This is a genomic window from Psychroserpens jangbogonensis, from assembly GCF_000797465.1.
GTDB classification, from domain to species: Bacteria; Bacteroidota; Bacteroidia; order Flavobacteriales; family Flavobacteriaceae; genus Psychroserpens; species Psychroserpens jangbogonensis.
The window spans coordinates 221,315-242,477 of sequence record NZ_JSWG01000015.1 but is presented as its reverse complement, the minus strand read 5'-3'; the positions used below and the strand labels follow the sequence as shown (position 1 = coordinate 242,477).

The following is a 21,163-nucleotide window of genomic DNA, read 5'->3' as shown; positions in this document are numbered from 1 at the left end:
TGTGTCACATCCTATAAACATACTTGAGCGCTATTGGAATCACACCTCTTTTAGGCCACTTCAAGAAGATATTATCAATGCCGTTTTAGATAATGAAGACACCTTTGTTTTATTACCAACAGGTGGTGGGAAATCAATTTGTTTTCAAATTCCAGCATTAATCAAAGAAGGTATTTGTATTGTAGTATCTCCTCTTGTTGCTTTAATGAAAGATCAAGTCAAAAACCTTAAAGACAAAGGGATTAAAGCTATGGCTATTACTAGCGGAATTAGTTATAATGAGCTTGATACCTTATTAGACAATTGCATTTATGGCAACTATAAGTTTTTATACCTATCTCCTGAACGTTTGCAACAAGATATCGTTCAACATCGCATTCATCAAATGAATGTCAACCTCATTGCTGTTGATGAAGCCCATTGCATTAGTCAATGGGGAAATGATTTCAGACCTGCATATAAAAACATTACAGTTTTAAGAGAATTGCATCCTAGTGTAAATGTTATTGCTTTAACAGCAACGGCTAAGCCTAAAGTAATTGAAGAAACTATAGCTGAATTAGATTTTATTGCACCCAAAATATTTAAAGCTTCTTTTAGCAGACCAAATATTGCCTACAATGTAATTTACAGTGAAGACAAGCTTTATGACCTAGAACGTCTTTTAAAAGAACACAGAGGAGCTTCAATTATATATGTAAGAAGTAGAAAGCTAACCATTGAAATTCATGAACAGTTAGAAAAGCTAGGATTTAGTTCTACATTTTTTCATGGAGGTATTCCAACGAAGGATAAACAAAAACGTCTCGACCAATGGATGAACGACCAAAAAGAAATTATGGTTGCTACGACAGCTTTTGGTATGGGAATTGATAAACCTAATGTAAAAACCGTATTTCATATTAATTTACCCGAAAGTCTTGAAAGTTATTATCAAGAAGCTGGTCGTGCTGGCAGAAATGATGAAAATGCGTTTGCTATTTTATTAACTAATAAATCTGATGAACAACGTCTTAAAAACCAATTTATAAAAACATTACCATCTATAGATTTCATAAAACTAGTCTACAGAAAACTCTGTAACTATTTTCAAATCTCTTATGGTGAAGGTGAGCTCTCATCGCATCAATTTAACTTTAGCACCTTTTGTAAAACTTACGATTTAAAAACAACACAAACATTCAATACACTTCAAATTTTAGATAGAAACAGCATCATTAAATTAGCACAACAGTTTAACTATAAAACGACATTACAATTCATTATCAGTAATGCTTCTCTATTCGCTTATTTAGAACGTCATAAACATGTTGAACTAATTGTTAAGTCCATACTGAGAACTTATGGTGGCATTTTTGAACATTCGCTTGCCATTAACTTGTCGCTTATTGCAACCAAAACGTCAACAACAGAAAAACAAATCATTGCTGTTTTACAACAATTAGACAAAGATGGTGTGGTCGAATTTAATTTCTCCAATACAGATTCTGAAATTGTATTATTACAACCTAGAGAAGACGACAAAACCATTAATAGAATCGTCACTATTGTAGAGCAACAACACGAATTAAAAAGGCTACAAGTAAATGCGGTATTAAGCTATATTGAAAATGATTCTGTTTGTAAGCAATTACAGTTGCTACATTACTTTGGAGAAGACTCTGTGGAGACTTGTGGTACATGTTCGGTATGCTTATCGAATTCAGAACCTACAAATTCTGCTGATTTAAAAACCATTCAGAACCACATCCTTTCAATATTAACGCATCAGAATTATAATTCAAGACAGCTTGTTGAGCAGTTACCATATAAAGACACTGACATATTTGAAGTTTTAAAACTTTTATTAGAACATCAAATTATAGAAACCACACCCTCAAATACCTATAAATTAAAATAACTATGAGCAACGAAACTATAAGAATTGTATTTATGGGCACACCAGATTTTGCTGTGGCCACATTAAAAACCTTAGTTGATGCTAAATATAATATCGTTGGAGTTATTACGGCTCCAGACAAACCTGCAGGTCGTGGTAGAAAACTAAATGAATCTGCTGTAAAAAAGTATGCGCAATCTGAAGGTCTAACTATTTTGCAACCTACCAATCTAAAAGCTGAATCCTTTTTAGAAGAATTAAAAGCTTTGGATGCCAACTTACAAATCATTGTGGCGTTTAGAATGTTACCTGAAGTTGTTTGGAGTATGCCAAAACATGGAACGTTTAACCTTCATGCATCGCTATTGCCAAACTACAGAGGAGCAGCACCTATTCATTGGGCTATTATAAATGGAGAAACCAAAACAGGGGTAACCACCTTCTTTATAGATGAGAAGATTGATACAGGAGCAATGATCCTTCAAGATGAGATTGCCATTGAAGTTGACGAAACTGTTGGAACGCTCCATGATAAACTTATGGATATTGGTAGTGCGCTCGTATTAAAAACTGTAAAGCTCATAGAAGATGATTCTGTAGAAACGACGATTCAACCAAAAACCGAAGATTTAAAAACTGCATATAAGCTTAATAAGGACAATTGTAAAATTGATTGGACCTTACCTATTAAAGATGTCTATAATAAGATTAGAGGTTTAAATCCTTTTCCATCGGCTTGGTCATTCCTTAATAATGGAAATGAAACTCTAAGTGTCAAGATTTTTAAGGTTGAAATGGAAACTGAAACGCATCATTTGGAAATTGGAACACTCGTTAGAGACAAAAATGAACTTAAGGTTGCTGTAAATGATGGGTTTATAAAAATCCAAGAAATTCAACTTCCAGGGAAACGAAAAATGGATGTAAAATCTTTATTAAATGGATATCATTTTGAAGAAAACGCAAAACTGCTGTAAACCCTTATTGCCATTGATATTACAAAAAATCCGATAAAATGCACACCCTTTATTAACAAATTGGATAAGTTATCAACAAAAAGCTGTATTTCCCTTGCTATTACTTGCGTAGATGGATTTTACATATAAATTTGTATACGGATTTAACAAAATGTTTAACCCAACTATTTATTAATAATTTAAAATATAATTTTATGAACAAAACAGATTTAATCAATGGAATGGCAGAAAATGCTGGAATTACTAAAGCAGCTGCTAAGAAAGCATTAGATTCATTATTAGTTGACATCGAAGGATCTTTACAAAAAGGAAACAGAGTTTCTTTAGTAGGATTCGGTTCTTGGTCAGTGACTAGAAGATCTGCAAGAGAAGGAAGAAACCCTCAAACTGGTAAGACGATACAAATCAAAGCTAAAAACGTAGTAAAGTTTAAAGCTGGTTCTGATTTAGGTAGTGCTGTAAACTAAGCATCATTTAAAATAGATTTAAAAGCCCACTTTTTTATAAAAGTGGGCTTTTTCATTTATACATCTACTGCTCTCTATAATAAAAGATTAAAATCAAGTATTTAGTTTAGTTATAGAATTTATTGGTTTTTAGAAAAATATGTTTTAGATTTAGTATATAAATCATACATAATGATTACCATAAAGCCCAAAAAAGGTGATTTATTAATTGCAGAACCATCTATAATTGGTGATTTATCTTTTAATAGATCCGTTATTCTTCTTGCTGACTATAACAGCCAAGGATCTATTGGTTTTATATTAAACAAACCTTTAGAGTATTCCCTTCAGGATTTAATACCTGAAACTCATGCTGACTTTAAAGTCTTTAATGGAGGACCTGTTGAACAAGACAATTTGTATTTTATTCATCAAGTACCTGAATTGATACCAGACAGTATTGAAATTTCGCATGGTGTATTTTGGGGTGGAAACTTTGACGCTGTTCTTAAATTACTAGAAGAAAACAAATTATCAAATTCTGACATTCGTTTCTTTCTTGGTTATTCAGGATGGGATTCTCAACAACTAGAGAACGAATTGCTTTCCAATTCATGGATTATTACAGAGAACATCTATAAAGAAGAGCTTATGGAAAAATGCTGTGATTCTTTCTGGAAGGAAAAAATGATAGAACTAGGCGGTAATTATCAATTATGGTCTAATGCTCCCGAAAACCCGAGTTATAACTAAGAGACTCTTAGTTTAATATTCAACCGTCTTATAATATCTTCAGAAATAGTCGTTGCAAATTCCTTTTTGCGATATTTTAATATTGGCTGAATGCCTGTGATCACATTACTTAAAAACAATTCATCTGCTTTTTGAAGTTCAAAAGGAGAAATGGATGCTTCTTCTATGGTATAATCTCCAGAATTCATAATCACTTCAATAAGTTGCTTTCTCATGATGCCTTTTAAACAGCCATCTTCTAAAGGAGGTGTTTTAATGGTTTCACCAGAAACTATAAACAGGTTTCCATTTAGAGCTTCTACAACGTTCTTATTGGTATTTAGAAGTAAACAGTTGTCCCAACCATTTTCTTCAGCATAAATGCTTCCTAATACATTTATAGCCTTGTTATTTGTTTTTAGTGTAGACAACAATCCAGGAGCAACAAAAAAGTCTTTATACAAATCTACTGTATAGGTATCTTGTTTTGCAACCGAATAGAAATCTGATGCTAAAGCTTCCACAGAAATATTATAACTGATCCCTTTTTGCTTCGGAAGGTATTTACCTCCATCACCTCTATCTACATTTAATCGAATCCTTGCTGATGATTTTAAAAGTGAATTTGCTTCAATCGTCTTTAAAAGTTCAGCTTCTAGGAATTCCATAGTAAAGTTCATTGGGATTTCCATGCGCATGATACGCATTGAAGCCATGAGTCTGAAGTAATGATCTTCCCAAAATAGCAGTTTACCATGAACCGCTTTTATGGTTTCAAATACAGCATCGCCATACTTATAACCTCTGTTCTCACTTGTAATGAAACTTGAATTTTCTATTAATTCGCCGTTAAGATTTGTCATAAAAAAAGTCTCGATTATCCTTTTTATAAAAAGGTCGAGACAAATATAAAACTTATATGAGTTAGAAGACTTAAGCTGAACCTAAAACTTGCTTTAAATCTGAAATTTGATTATCCCAAAGCATTTTAGCTTCTTCTACTTCATCTTCTTCTGAAAAATCGGTAACTATGATAGATACATCTTTTGTGATTTCATCTACTTGAATTCTAATTTCGAAGAAATAGCTATCGCCTTCGTCGTCGTCAGTGATCCATCTAAATTTGATACGTTCGCCACTTTTTTTAGTCAATAATTTAGCTGTTTCTTCAGAGTCGTCCCAAATAAAAGTGAACATCTCACCTCTTGAGTTAACGTTATCAGAAAACCATTCAGATAATCCTGAAGGTGTAGATATATATTGGTATAAAAGCTGAGGAGAAGCATGTATAGGAAACTCCATTTCGAACTTGACTTTGTCTTCCATTTGTATAATTATTATGAGGCTCAATATATACAATTAATTGTTGAGTATAAAACTAAACCGTAAAAAAATATTTTAAACATTTAATGTTTGTTGCCATAGAATTTGTTTATATATTTGCAGCCGAAATTATGGCGAGGTAGCTCAGTTGGTTAGAGCGTTGGATTCATAACTCAGAGGTCACGGGATCGTGCCCCGTTCTCGCTACAACAGTAAAAGTCTTGTATGAAAATGCAAGACTTTTTTTATGTCACATACTAGAGTTTGCTCTTAAGCGAAGTTCCTTAAAAAAAATATTACAAACTCGATAGCGTTTGACTTTTAATGTAGTACAACTTCCCTTTTAAGATTTACTGAAAGTTAATCTAGTTCTCGCTTCAACATCTTAGTCATTTTTTTTATGCTTAAATTAAATGAAGTTATTCAGAACACGATTTGTCACACAAAAAAGATTTTTCTTATTGATATAATTGGTGTTAAAAATGTTTTAAACGACCATCAAGAACATTTACTTACAGATTTACAGATGACAAAGTCAAGCATGATTATCATATAAACAAATCAATATATTAAAGAGAGAACTTTAGGCTAACCCGTAGCTCATAAAAAAAGCACACTTAAAATAAGTGTGCTTTCTGTATTTAAAATATGCAGTGTTTAGTTAATAATGACTTTTTTAGTTTTCTCTTGACTATTATTTTGAATAGTAACGATGTAAACTCCAGAGTTAATACTTGAAACATCAATACGGTTTTGTGAAAGCGTATTATCAAGTTTTGTGCTTAATACTAAGCGTCCCTGAATGTCATATAAATTTAACATTGAGTTATCCGATAACTGTCCTCTAATTACAAGTTCATCCGAAGCTTTTAAAGTAAAGATATCTATGTTATCAAGACTATTGTCTATAGTTGATAAAGCATCTTCCGAAATTCTAAGAAAGAAACGTCCAGTTCCAGATAAATCTGTTGTTGGCGAAATCACATAATCTGAGTTGTTTAACAATGTTATGGTGTTAGCCACAGTATCATCAAGATACACATTAACTGATGTTGGTAATGTCATATCAGCAATACTAAACGTTAATTGCTCACCTTGATTAGCGTTTACACCTAATGGGATTGTTACCTCTGTTATATCAGAGCTGTTTAAAGATTGTAAGTTAATTGCCTTATCACTATTATCTTGAACTAAATTCGAATAGATTGCGAAATCTGGCGCAGTTCCATAGAGCTCAGCATCATATCCTAAATCGAAACCAAGACTAGAATTGTTATTAAAGTAAATTTCAGTGGTATATGAATTATTAGATGTACTAGCATTAAGTTTTACATATATCAATTCGGCATTACGACCAACAATAAAATCATCACTTGTACCAGTTCTTCTCATAGCAGGAGTAAATTCTAAATCATAAAGAGGGACACTAGTAGCATTTGCACTTACAAAGAATCCTTGACCAGGTGCAATGACTGTTGAAGCTGTTGTATTAGCTAAGTTGTAAATTGTCCAATCATCTTGAGCTATACCATCATATCCATAGATAGCTGCAGAAAATGGCGCAAATAAAGCCAAGTTAGTAACACCACCCACATCATGGTTTAAGAAGGCTTGAACATTTAAGTAAGATGGATAAGGGTTACCAACAAGATTCCATTGTTTCTTTACAGGACCAAAATTTTGAATGTCAACACTTATTGTACCATTATTAGCCGTACCTGTAAACGTTACTGTGCCGTTATCGGTAGTTCCAGATCTGTAACCAACACCAGGGTCTAAAGGCGTTGTGGCACTTCCAGCGTATGTTATATACTCTCCTGAAGCTTTATCATATGGACCAAATAAATATAAGGTTCCATTATTTAAAATATTAGGATTCGCAGTCGCAAAATCGTTAAATGCTTGACCTGTTAATGGTGCAGATATTAAATCGTTACTTCCTGTGATTCCAGAACCATTTATATTTACGTGACGCTCGTATATTAATGTTCCAGAAACAGTTCCATCTAATATTAAACTTGAATAGCTAGTTGAACTTGACTCAAGCGTTAAATCACTAGAAGTTGCAAGTATAACACCTGAATCGACTGTAAGGCCAGCTCCAGAATTTACGGTTACCGAATTACAAACTGTATTAGTATCAATAGTAGCATCACCTGAAGCGATAATAATGTTATCAATAGTTGTAGAGATCCCATTAGGATCAGTGTCCCAAGAACCACTAGTAAATGTATAGTTTGCTGGTCCTGGAAGTACACAGGTTTGAACTCTTAAAAAGTCAATGGACATATCACCTTGATAAGCACCAGTTCCTGTGTGGCTAAATTCTATATATATAGTTTGACCTACATAGGCACCTAAACTAATATTAACAAGTTCCCAAGCAGCACCACTACTTGTTTGTAACTGACCAGCTTGTGTAAATAAAGTCGTAAACGGTCCAGATACAGAGGTAGAGGCACCAACATTAAGTGTTCCCATGCCTGAGCCATAAGCGTGTAAATAGAATGATAATTCAGCAGCATTTGCCGTACTTAAGTTGATTGCAGGACTTACTGCGGAAGCTGTAGCTGTTGTTGAACCAGAAGCTTCATAATTCATGAAATTAGAACCACTAAAGGCTGAATTTGGTCCCGTACTACCAGATCCTGAGTTGTCTGGGATTTCCCAGTCCCCATTTTGATTAGATGTTGTGATGTCACCTGTCCAACTACCTTGGCTATCAAACTCTTCAGTAAAAATATAAGAAGATGTTCCAGAGCTACAATATGGAGTTGTAAAATTAAGTGGTCCAGCCCAAGCACTTAAGCCATCGCTAGTATTTGAACAATCTGCTCTTACGTAAACTTCGTAAGCTGTAGATCCGCTTAGAGAAACGTCTATATATGCATTAGTTGTTAATGGAGTTCCTGCACCTGCAGGCGTTCCTGTACCAGCAGCTTGAACTACAATTTCCCATCCTGTTTCAGTACCACCTGCTGTCCAACTAATGTCAGCAGTATTTGATGTTGAGCTATTGATGGTTAAGCCTGTAATACCAGAACATGCTGGCACCACACCCTCGACTAACACATTATCAAATGTTGTAATTTCATTATCCGCATCGTTATCAACTTGAATTCTAATTTCTAATGTGCTACCAGTAAGTCCAGTTTGACTCACCACCAGGTTAAAGTCATCATTTAAATTACCGTTTGTAGCAGCAGTTATCCATGTGCCTCCATCAATTCGATATTGAGTTACAAAGAGATCTGCAGCGTCATTATTTCCTGATGTAAACGCATCTAACGACAAACTAACATTGACGTAGCCAGCAATAGTGAAAGATGGCGACAACCAAAAAGCATTACCATCAGTATCTTTAGCAGCAAATGCTTCACTAGTGACACGAAAGTAGTCTTCATTACCGCCAAAGAAGTCGGCACCAATACTTGCTGAAGAGACATCGATAGTCCAGTCAACTCCTGATAAATCAGTATTAGATCCGCCAAAAGCAGCTCCAATTATACCTTTTCCGTTTTGTCCAGTAAAATCCTCAGAATATAAGGTGGTTTGGGAAAAAATAACGTGGCTTACTAATAAGCCGAATAGTAGGGTAACGTAAAAATTTTTCATGGTTAACATAGTTTTCGTTAAAATTCAGTTTGTAAAAAAGTAGAGGGTTGCGCTAATATATTAATTGTCTTTTAATTAGCAATTAGAAAACCGTCGAAGCGCCATTTTATTTGTTTTAAAAGCAGAAAATTCGTTGAAAAGTCATCTTACTAGATAACTAGCATACAGTATTTTAGAAGAAACATCGAGTGCTTTTGGTAATTTGAAGCATGAAAAAAGTGTTATTATTTATCACAAAACGATAACGAGATGATGATGATGATGATGATGATGATGATGATGATGATGATGATGATGATGATTAATGCATCAAGCAAGTCAATCTTCAAGTTTTGTTCTATTCAACTTAACACCTAACAACCTTTCGTCCAATAAGATAGTCGTTTAACGAATTTGCTTTTCATACAAAGTCAATAATTGCATTTAAACGAATATTTTCATCCAAGAGATTCTAATCTCTTAATTTTGTAGTCTCCCTCATATCAGATTAATAGCATTAATAAATTATACTAATTTCAATGGTTAGATCGTAAGTGGTTTGATTTGAAATAGCAACTTATGGAATTAAACTTATGAAAAAAATCTACTTATTTTTTGCATTCATAGTTGTAATACTTGGAAATTCTACAAACGTTTCAGCCCAAAACGAGTTTATTACCACCTGGAAAACAGATAACCCTGGCACATCAAACGCAACATCGATAACAATTCCTACTACTGGAGGAGGCTACAACTATGATGTAGATTGGGATAACGATGGTATTTTCGATCAATTTGGCATTACTGGTGATGTTACTCATGATTTTGGAATTGCTGGAAATTACACCATAAGAATTCAAGGCACTTTTCCTAGAATTCACTTTGACAATTTTGGAGATAGACAGAAAATTCTTGAAGTTAATCAGTGGGGAGCTATTGCTTGGAGTTCTATGGAAAGAGCTTTTTATGGATGTAGTAATTTACAATTTAATACTATTATACCTTTAGACGCTCCCAATTTAAGTAATGTGACATCTATGCGTGAAATGATAAGAAACGCTACTATTTTCAATAGTCCTATGGGGCATTGGGATGTTTCTAATGTTACCAATATGTCAAATTTGTTTATATTTACAAGCTCTTTTAATCAAGATATAAGTGGTTGGGATGTGTCTAATGTAACTAATATGTCATTAATGTTTGTCGGTGCAAACGCTTTTAATCAAGATATAAGCAGTTGGGATGTGTCTAATGTAACTAATATGGGAAGTACATTTTATGAAGCAAACGCTTTTAATCAAGATATAAGCAGTTGGGATGTATCTAATGTAACTAGCATGTATAGCATGTTTAGGAGGAATAATTCTTTTGATCAAGATTTAAGTGATTGGGACGTGTCTAATGTTACCAATATGTCATTAATGTTTGATGCAGTTACACTCTCAACCTCAAATTATGAGAATATACTAATCGCTTGGAATAACTTAACACTGCAAAATGGTGTAGATTTCCATGGTGGTAATAGCAAATACTGTTCTGTTGCCGCTACAACTGCTAGAGCTAATATGATAGCTTCTGATGGCTGGTCAATTACTGATGGCGGTTTAGAAACTCCAACAGCAATTTGTATTGCAACACCTTTTATTTTAACCTTAGATGCTAGTGGAAATGCTATTTTGTTGGGAAGTGATATTGATAATGGATCAACTATTTGCGGTAATGACGCAATGGGTTTAAATTTATCTAAAGCAGCTTTTACATGTGCAGATTTAGGGAGTAACACTGTAATCTTAACCGTTGATGATGGTAATGGAAATACTGATACCTGTTCAGCAACTGTTAATGTTGTTGATAACTCTGGTCCAACACCTGATTTAGCGACTTTAACTGATGTTACTTCAGAATGTGAAGTAACTAGCTTAACACCTCCAACTGCTACTGATGCTTGTGGAACGGTTACAGTGACTAGCAATGTAACGCTTCCTATTACGACTCTAGGGACAATTATTACTTGGACTTATGAAGATGTTAACGGAAATACAAGTACCCAAAATCAAAATGTTATTTTCACTGACGTAACTAATCCTATTCCAGATGTGGCGACTTTAACTGATATAACTGCGGAATGTGAAGTTACATCTCTTACAAATCCTACAGCTACTGATAACTGTGGAACAGTTACTGTTACAAACAATGCAACGCTTCCTATTACTGCCCAAGGTACTACAACCATAACATGGACGTATGATGACGACAAAGGAAATACAACCACTCAAAATCAAGATGTTGTTATCACTGACGTAACTAATCCTGTTCCAGATGTGGCGACTTTAACTGATATAACTGCGGAATGTGAAGTAACGTCTTTAACGCCTCCTACTGCCACTGATAATTGTGGAACGGTTACAGTTACAAACAATGCAACACTTCCTATTTCTGGTGAAAGTTCAACAACGATCACATGGACTTATGATGATGGTAACGGAAATACGTCTACGCAAACTCAAAATGTGATAATTGATGATGTGACTGCTCCTGTAGCAGATATAGCAACATTAACTGATGTAACTACTGAATGTGAAGTAACTTCTTTAACGCCTCCAACTGCCACTGATAATTGTGCTGGAACGATTACTGTTACGAACAATGCTACTTTGCCTATTTCTGGTGAAGGTTCAACAACAATCACTTGGACTTATGACGATGGAAATGGAAATACGTCTACACAAACACAAAATATAATTATTGATGATGTAACTCCTCCTGCAGCAGATATAGCAACATTAACTGATGTAACTGCCGAATGTGAAGTCACTAACTTAACATCTCCTACTGCTACTGATAATTGTGGTGGAACAGTTACGGTTACAAACGATGTTACTTTGCCTATTTCTGGTGAAGGTTCTACAACAATCACATGGACTTATGATGATGGCAACGGAAATACGTCTACGCAAACTCAAAATATAATTATTGATGATGTAACTGCTCCTGTAGCTGATATATCAACATTAACTGATGTAACTGCTGAATGTGAAGTGACTAGTTTAACAGCTCCTACGGCTACTGATAATTGTGCTGGAACAGTTACAGTGACAAACGATGCTACTTTACCTATTTCTGGTGAAGGTTCTACAACAATCACATGGACTTATGATGATGGTAACGGAAATACGTCTACGCAAACTCAAAATCTGATAATTGATGATGTGACTGTTCCTATAGCAGATATAGCAACATTAACTGATGTAACTGCCGAATGTGAAGTCACTAACTTAACGTCTCCTACTGCTTCTGATAATTGTGGTATTGTTGCTGTTACAAACAATGCAACGCTTCCTATTACTACTCAAGGAACAACTACCATTACATGGACGTATGACGATGGTAATGGAAATACAAGCACTCAAAATCAAGATGTTGTTATTGATGATGTGACTAATCCTATTCCTGATGTAGCAACTTTAACTAATATAACTGCTGAATGTGAAGTAACTTCTTTAACGCCTCCTACTGCCACTGATAATTGTGGAACGGTTACAATTACAAACAATGCAACACTTCCTATTTCTGGTGAAGGTTCAACAATGATCACTTGGACTTATGACGATGGAAACGGAAATTCTTCTACGCAAACTCAAAACATAGTAATTGATGATATTACTGGTCCTGTAGCTGACATAGCAACATTAGCTTATGTAACTGCTGAATGTGAAGTCACTAACTTAACACCTCCTACTGCTACTGATAATTGTGCTGGAACGCTTACTGTTACGAACGATGCTACTTTGCCTATTTCTGGAGAAGGAACTACAACTCTTGTCACTTGGACTTATGACGATGGCAACGGAAATACATCTACACAAACTCAAAACATAGTGATTGATGATGTTACTGCTCCTTTAGCTGACATAGCAACTTTGGCTGATGTAACTGCTGGTTGTGATGTCACTAGCCTAACACCTCCTACTGCCACAGATAATTGTGGTGGAACAGTTACGGTTACAAACGATGCCACACTTCCTATTTCTGGTGAAGGGTCTACAACAATCACTTGGACTTATGACGATGGCAATGGAAATACATCGACTCAAACTCAAAACGTAGTAATTGATGATGTTACTGCTCCAACTGTAAGCTGTCAGGCTATAACAATTCAGCTTGATGCTTCTGGAAATGCAACTATCGTTGCTGCAGATATTAATAATGGTTCTTCCGATAACTGCGGAAGTATTTCACTTTCAATTTCACAAACAGTTTTCGATTGTTCTAACATTGGAGCAAATACTGTAATCCTTACTGTTGATGATGGTAATGGACAAACAGCTACTTGCAATGCTACAGTAACTGTTGAAGATAGTATTAACCCAATAATTACATGTCCATCAAACATAACAACAACTAATGATGTTGGACTATGCTCTGCAATTGTAAATTATACTGCTCCAACAGGTACAGACTCTTGTGCAACTGCAACAACAAATCAAATTGCAGGATTACCTTCTGGTAGCGCATTTCCGGTAGGTACAACAACAAACACTTTTGAAGTTACTGATGGTTCAGGAAATACTGAAACGTGTTCATTTGATGTTAACGTAAATGATAATGAAGCACCTACAATTACTTGTTCTGGAATAGTAACCGTAAATGCTGATGCTAATTGTGAAGCAACTTCAGTAACATTAGGAGCACCTACTACAAACGATAATTGTAGTGTGGCATCTGTAACAAACAATTTAGCAACCTTACTACCTTTTCCTATAGGTTCATTTACAGTAACATGGACTGTGACCGATAGTGCAGGCTTAACTGCTACTTGTGATCAAACAGTAACGGTCGTAGACAATATACCTCCAACGATTACCTGTCCTTCAGATATAACTCTAAATACAGATGCTGGTCTTTGTACAGCAAGTAGTGTAAGTTTAGGAACACCAACAACTACAGACAATTGTTCTGTTGGATATAATAATGATGCACCTGTAGCTTTTTCTATCGGAACAACAACTGTAACTTGGACAGCAACCGACGGTTCTGGAAATACGGCAACCTGTACTCAAGATGTCACTGTTGAAGATAATGAAAACCCTAATGCCATATGCCAAAATATTTCTGTACAACTTAATCCAGGATTTGGATCAATTACGATTGCTCCTAATGACCTAGATAATGGTTCTACTGATAACTGTACTATTGATACCATATCACTATCTCAAACAACATTTAGTTGTGGAGATATTGGTACAAATTCAGTAACTTTAACAGTAACTGATGTTGCAGGGAATTCAGATACATGTACTGCAACTGTAACGATTACAGATGCAGCAGATAATGCTTCTGTTACTATAAGCACTCCAAATACAATAGTTTGTGCAAACACGGATGTAACATTTACGGCAACTCCAATCGATGGAGGCACAACACCAGCTTACGAATGGTTTATTAATGGAATTTCAGCAGGCAATAATAGTGCAATATTTACTACAAATACATTAAACCCTGGTGACCAAGTTTATGTTAGAATGATTTCTGACTTATCAACTTGTGCTACTTCAAAACAAAGTAATACGATAACACTAACAGTCAATCCATTACTCCCAGTATCGTTTACACTAAATGCGTCGTCTAATCCAGCCTGTGCTGGTGAAAACCTTACGTTTTTTGTAACAGGGCTAACAAATGGAGGTTCTAATCCATCATATCAATGGTACCTAAACACTATTCCTGTTGGTGGCAATGCCAATTCATATATATCATCTTCAATCAATAATGGTAATGTTATTTCAGTAGAGGTGACTTCTAATGCAACTTGTGCAAATCCTGTTCCTGCTGAAGAAACAATCTCAATGACTGTTGATCCTGATGCCAGTATTACATTAACATCAGCTAACGATGATCAACTAATTTGTAATGGTGGAAGTATCACAGATATTATTTATAATATCACAAATGCTACAAATGCTACAATAACAGGAATACCTTTAGGTGTAACAGGAACATATTCTGGTGGTACATTTACGATTAATGGAACATCAACACAAATTGGAATTTTTAACTATACCATAACTGTTAATGGCTGTGGATCAATTACTGCAAATGGCACTATAACTATTGGTCCAGATGCCGTCATTACTTTAATATCTCCAAGTGAAGATATTAGTGTTTGTAATGATAGTACAACTATGACACCTATTGAATTTCAACTCAATTCGGGTGCTTCAGGTGCTACATTAACAAGTACACCAGCATTACCTGCTGGAATTACAGGGTCATTCAATTCGGCAACTGGAGTCTATACCATAAGTGGTTCTACAACTCAAGCTGGAGCATTTGACTATACAGTGACAACTACAGGTTGCGGACCTGGTGATTCAATTTCAGGAACCATTACTGTTAATAATGGAATTCCAACGCTTCCAGCAACTATTACTGGTCCATCGACATTTATTTGTCCAGTAACGGAAGCCATATATTCTGTTCCATTAGACCCGAATGTTGATTTTTACACTTGGACTGTAACTGGTGGATTTACAATAACCTCAGGTCAAGGGACAAATGAAATCACCCTAGCCGTTGCTGGGTTTGCACTTTTTGAAACTATTACAGTTAGTGCAACCAACTCTTGTGGTACCTCTACTCCTATTGATCGTTTTGTGATATTCAATTTTACAGTAAATGATATTGATGCTGGTCCAGATATTTATGTCTGTGCTGGAACGACTCAGGTTACTATGGATGGTGATGCTGGAGGTTTAGATTTTGATGAATGGTCATGGAATGACAATGGAGCTGGCGGAAGCTTTTCTTCCACTTATGTAGGTCAAGATTGTCAATTTTACTTCTATAATCCAGCTTGTGGTTTCTTTTGTACTGTTTGTACCGATATTTACGATTTCTCTGAAACGAGTACTTATACTATTCCTGCTTCTGCACAACCGGGAGATGTTATAACAATCTCTTTATTAGCTGATAGCTTTTTCTGGTGTAGTGACCTTGAAAGCACCATGAATATTTATATACTGGAAGATACTGATGCTGAAATCACAAGCTCAGATGCCACTATTTGTCAAGGGGATTCTGCGAGCGTAACGTTCTCTGGAACACCTGATTCAGAAGTAAGATATAATGATGGTAGTGGTGACACATGGTTACCTCTTGGAGTAACTGGCACTGCTACGATTAATGTCTCTCCAACAACGACAACAACCTATACCTTAAATAGTGTCCGATATAATGAGTCAATATATCCAGGGAGTAATACTAATACTTGTGACACTGTATTAAATGATTCAGTAACGATAAATGTTAATCTTCCAGCTACTGTATTTGCAGGACTAGATGTCACTGTATGTGAAGACGATATCATAGATTTATCATCAGCAACTCTTGGTGGCACGAATGCTGTTGGTTCTTGGGGTACTAGTGGAAATGGGACATTTGCAGGAAACACCTATAACCTAGGAAGTACTGATATATTTAATAGTACAGTTACGTTGACTTATTCCAATACACCAAGTGATGGCCTTTGCCCAGGACTAAGTGACTCTATGGTAATTACCATTGATAGCCTTCCTACAATTGCAACACAACCACAGAATGTGAATGCCTGCGCAGGAGATAATATCTCTTTCTCTGTTATAGCAACTGGTGGTGGATTGAATTACCAATGGTATGACCCATCAAACAGTCCTATTGGAACAAATTCTAACTCCATTACACTTAATAATATATTAACAACTGATGCTGGAAATTATTATGTTATTGTGAGCGGTACTGGCGTTTGTGCAACCAATATTACTTCTAATTCTGTACTACTAAATATTAACGAATTAGCTATAACAACACAGCCATTAACCCAAACAATATGTTTAGGTGATAATGCAACCTTTAACGTTACAGGCTCAGATATATCTAGTTATGCGTGGTATTTTAATGGAAGTCCAATTGCTAGTGCTTTTGGAGCATCTTATACGGTTACCAGCGCTACTTTAGCAGATGTAGGAAATTACTCTGTAGTGATTTCTGGATTATATTGCTCAGATGTAACGTCTGTAAATGCAGTATTAACGATTTCAGAACCAGCAACGGCATCAATAAGTTATTCCGAACCTGCATATTGTGACACCAATCCTATTACCTCTGTAATTTTAAGTGGAACAAATGACTATACAGGAGGAAACTATACGAGTACACCTACTGGTTTAAATATAAACGTTTCAACAGGAGATATTGACCCAAGTCTAAGTAGTGCTGGTACTTTTACAGTAACCTATATGACTCCAAATACTGGAGGATGTCCTGCTGCATCAACATCAACGTCTGTTATCATAAATGAAATCAATGCTGATGCTAATGCAGGTACAGTAATACCATCTGCAGATTGTGACGATGTCACCGTATCACTTGCTGCTAATCCAATTACAGCTGTCGGTGCTACAGGTACATGGACCATCACTTCAGGTCAACCTATTGGAAGTTATAGTTTCTCTAATACCTCGAGCCCTACTGCCTCATTTACTGGTCAAAGTGGTGTAACTTACACATTACAATGGTCAATTGATAATACAGGAACCTGCAATGACTCCTCTAATCAAGTCACATTTACGTTTGCAAATTGTGGCATCTTCATCAATTTTGATGGTATAGATGATAGCATTATGCTTAACGACAACTACAACGTCAATGGTGATTATAGTTTAGAGGCTTGGGTAAAACGTGACAATAATTCAACAGTGACACAGACCATTATTTCAAAACGTAATGCTAATAATCTAGCAACAGGTTACGATTTATCGATTACCAATAATAGACTGCGTTTTCGTTGGAATGGTGCTGGCTCTATCACCTCATCACAAACCCTCGGAAATTCAAGATGGTATCATGTTGCCATAACACAACGTTCTGGAACTTATAGAATGTATATTGATGGTATTGAAGTCAACGCGGTTGCTGGTAATTCTGCTAATAACAATATCTATAACTGTTTAATAGGTGCTATAGGTCGATTAAATGATACGCCTATAAACTATTTTGCAGGATCTCTCGATGAAGTTAGAATATGGGATACTGGTTTAACAACGCCGCAAATTCGTGAAATGATGAATCAAGAAATTCAGAGTAATGTTGGAGCTGTGAGAGGATCTGTTCTTCAATCTAATATTCCTGGTTTAGCTTGGGGCAGCCTATCTGGATATTATCAAATGAATCAAGGTGTAGACATCACTTTAGGTGTTTTAGACTCAAATTGTATAAGTGCCATACCTGGTTCTTTATTGAACATGACATCACTTCAAGCAGAAACAGCTCCATTACCATACCAATCAACTCAAAATGGAAATTGGAATGCATCCAATACATGGTTAAACGGGACTGTAAATCTTATTCCGAATTCGAACGGCGTAAACGGAACACCAATAGATTGGAATATTGTAAGAACGTCTCATAATGTTAGCTCAGGTGATAGAAACATTACCGTGTTAGGTTTATTAGTAGCGACGAATACATTATCTATAGAGAACACAAACCCAATGGGTGGACAAAGTTTAAGAGTGACGAATTACCTCAGTATTACTAGTACGCTAGACTTGGTAGGCGAATCTCAACTCCTACAAGATACAGGAAGTATCGTAAATTATTCTGCAGGTGGTACACTACAAGTTGACCAACAAGGTACAGTCAATCTTTTTAATTATAACTATTGGACATCTCCTGTAGGTAGTAATGGTTCAACATTCACAATCGCGAGTACGCTGTACGATGGAACAACGATTTCAAACCCACAACCTTTACTTTGGACAAGTGCTTCTAATGCAAATCCAGCAACGTCTCCAAAAACATTAAGTAACCGATGGATCTATCTCTATGAGAATTATCTTGAAAATTCCTATGCAGAATGGAAACATATTAACGAAAACAGCACTATACAAGTGGGTCTTGGTTATACAATGAAAGGAAGTGGTAGTGCAAGTACTGATCAAAACTACACGTTTGTTGGTCAGCCAAATAATGGCACAATAACGTCACCAGTATCTGGTGGTTATCAAGCCTTAGTTGGAAATCCTTATCCATCTGCAATTTTCGCTGATGCTTTTATTAATGACAATAGTGCGGTGTTGTTAGATGGTGCGGTTTATTTCTGGGAACACGCTCCTTCCAATAGTACTCATTTATTAGCTCAATATGAAGGTGGTTACGCAGTTAGAAATTTATCTGGAGGTTTGCCTGCTGTTTCACCACCGGAAATTAATGGTGAAGGAACTGCAAATAAGATACCTGGACCTTATATCCCTGTAGCACAAGGTTTTTTTGTAACTGGAAATGCGACTGGTGGTTTAATAACTTTTAATAATGCCCAACGCTATTTTAGAACCGAATCAACTGGAAGTTCAGTATTTTTAAGAGGTGCTTCAACTGCATCTGCTAGTAATGGTGATGACGTTAATTTAAACAAATCTATTAGAATTGATTTTATTACACCAGAAAACGCTGTTAGACATCTTTTACTCGCATTTATCGATAATGGTAATGCAACAGATGCTATAGATTATGGCTATGACGCTATCAATACAGAAGTTTTCCCTAGTGATATGTCCTTTAATATTGAAGATGAAAAATTCTTAATTCAAGGTGTTGGTAGTTTTGATAAAACACAATCCTATCCTTTAGATATAGATTTAACCAATGGTGGAACTATTGAAATTCAGCTTTCAGATTTAGAAAATTTTGAAGAAGATATAGATGTGTTCATTTACGATACAATTGAAGGCACTTATACACAATTTAATGATCTAAGTTTCCAAATCACATTAGAAGCAGGTAACTATAGTGATAGATTCTTTTTAGTGTTCCAAGAAGATTCTACATTATCAACAATAGATAATGTACTTAAAGATATTATGGCAAACTATCTTCAAACAAATAATGAAATCTATATTAAGACACCTAGTTCTATTCAAGTCAAACAAGTATACTTAATTAATATTGCTGGTCAAGTTGTAGGGTCATGGAATGCAGCTAACTTACCTTTATCTGATGAAATTAGAATACCTGTAAAGAATGTTTCGGAAGGAAATTATATCTTAAAAGTAGAAACAAATTACACAACATATAACAAAAAAATTATCATCAAATATTAATAATAAGTGAACACAAAACCGAACACGTTTTGGAACACGATTAAGAATACGGCGAAATTTTAAACAACTAAAAATCAATTAATTACAAAATTAAAAGTTGGTTTATTTAAAATTCATAACCCAGAGGTTACGAGTTCAAATGCATTGCTAATTCAATTCTTAATCCATGACATATATCATGGACAAATCACCTAACAACCAAACATAATTACATTAATAGAATATACTTTACGGGAAGTCGTAAACCCAAATAAAAATAGAGGCATTCTATTAAGAATACCTCTATTTAATTAAGATCAATACGTAAGATAACAAGTCCCTATACGTTACCTAAAAACGCAATGATTTGGCAAAGATACCTTTCCTAACCATTACCATATTAAGGTTTCCCGTAAGTGTTTTACAAAAATTAAATAAGTCCTAAGTCCTTTGCTGTAGCCACAAGATGTATGGCGTTATTGGCTTTAAATTGGATGCGTAGTTTATTTAAGCGTTTTTCAATAGAACTCAAACTGCTTGGCGATATACGACTTGTTTTCATATCCTTAGAAATCTCGTCTTGAGAAAAGCCTTTAGATAATAGCTTTAGTAACTTAATGTCGTAATCTTCAATCTCCAAATCGGTTCTCGGGCTTAGCGCCTTAGACACCTGAGGTGATAAATAACACTCTCCTTGAAATACCGTTTTTATAGCTTCTTCTAATTCTCTAGATCCTTTACGATCTTTACAGACATAGCCATTAATGTTATAGCTGTTAAAAAGCTGTCGCACTTTTTGAAGTTGATCTTTCATCGAATAGACAATAATAGGCATGTTAGGAAACTCACGTCTTAATTTCTCGATGAGTTCTTCTCCCGAATCTAAATCTACATTGCGATGATCTCTTTTAAACGATAAATCTGTAATGAGTAAATCATACTTCATGTGATCAAACTCAGCTCTTTTAATCTTTAAGTACGCTTCATCACAGTATTGCGATCGGTCTATTGATTCAACATTTGATTTTGTCAAAACCTGAGCAATACTGCTTAAAATAGCATCGTGATCGTCATTTATTAAAACTTTTTCAAACATAG

The 21,163-nt window shown here is 35.2% G+C and carries 9 protein-coding genes and 1 tRNA gene; 6 read left to right on the top strand and 4 right to left on the bottom strand.

Annotated features, from left to right (window positions below; all coding sequences use genetic code 11):
• Position 1: 1 nt before the first annotated feature.
• From RH81_RS14815 to RH81_RS14800, 4 genes are all read left to right on the top strand, one after another.
• The gene (locus RH81_RS14815; protein ID WP_033961710.1) at positions 2–1,900 is read left to right on the top strand and encodes a RecQ family ATP-dependent DNA helicase; all 1,899 of its coding nucleotides are present in this window, start codon (positions 2–4) and stop codon (positions 1,898–1,900) included.
• Between the two features lie 2 nt (positions 1,901–1,902).
• Positions 1,903–2,856 carry a methionyl-tRNA formyltransferase gene (gene fmt / locus RH81_RS14810; protein WP_033961708.1) on the top strand — a complete coding sequence of 318 codons (954 nt, stop codon included), beginning with the start codon at positions 1,903–1,905 and terminating at the stop codon, positions 2,854–2,856.
• A 170-nt stretch (positions 2,857–3,026) separates the two neighbouring features.
• Positions 3,027–3,323 (top strand): HU family DNA-binding protein, encoded by a 297-nt coding sequence (locus RH81_RS14805; protein WP_277619919.1) that lies wholly within the window; start codon positions 3,027–3,029, stop codon positions 3,321–3,323.
• Between the two features lie 171 nt (positions 3,324–3,494).
• Positions 3,495–4,055, top strand: a complete 561-nt coding sequence (locus tag RH81_RS14800; protein WP_033961705.1) for a YqgE/AlgH family protein — start codon at positions 3,495–3,497, stop codon at positions 4,053–4,055.
• On the opposite strand, the gene RH81_RS14795 is transcribed toward RH81_RS14800, so the two are convergent.
• Both RH81_RS14795 and RH81_RS14790 read right to left on the bottom strand, forming a co-directional pair.
• Positions 4,052–4,897, bottom strand: coding sequence for an aminotransferase class IV (locus tag RH81_RS14795; RefSeq protein WP_033961701.1), 846 nt, complete (start codon positions 4,895–4,897; stop codon positions 4,052–4,054). The two genes, RH81_RS14800 and RH81_RS14795, sit on opposite strands and share 4 nt — an antisense overlap.
• Positions 4,898–4,967: 70 nt before the next feature.
• A complete protein-coding gene (locus RH81_RS14790; protein WP_033961698.1) occupies positions 4,968–5,360 on the bottom strand; it encodes an START-like domain-containing protein in 393 nt (130 codons plus the stop codon).
• 130 nt (positions 5,361–5,490) lie between these two features.
• Here RH81_RS14790 and RH81_RS14785 point away from each other — a divergent pair.
• A tRNA-Met gene (locus tag RH81_RS14785) sits at positions 5,491–5,564 on the top strand.
• A 450-nt stretch (positions 5,565–6,014) separates the two neighbouring features.
• On the opposite strand, the gene RH81_RS14780 is transcribed toward RH81_RS14785, so the two are convergent.
• The gene (locus RH81_RS14780; protein WP_161791997.1) at positions 6,015–8,972 is read right to left on the bottom strand and encodes a T9SS-dependent choice-of-anchor J family protein; all 2,958 of its coding nucleotides are present in this window, start codon (positions 8,970–8,972) and stop codon (positions 6,015–6,017) included.
• Between the two features lie 572 nt (positions 8,973–9,544).
• On the opposite strand from RH81_RS14780, the gene RH81_RS14775 reads away from it, so the two are divergent.
• Positions 9,545–20,086 (top strand): BspA family leucine-rich repeat surface protein, encoded by a 10,542-nt coding sequence (locus RH81_RS14775; RefSeq protein ID WP_033961693.1) that lies wholly within the window; start codon positions 9,545–9,547, stop codon positions 20,084–20,086.
• Between the two features lie 409 nt (positions 20,087–20,495).
• On the opposite strand, the gene RH81_RS14770 is transcribed toward RH81_RS14775, so the two are convergent.
• Complete coding sequence (locus tag RH81_RS14770) at positions 20,496–21,161, bottom strand: response regulator (protein ID WP_033961690.1); 666 nt, start codon at positions 21,159–21,161, stop codon at positions 20,496–20,498.
• Positions 21,162–21,163: the final 2 nt, after the last annotated feature.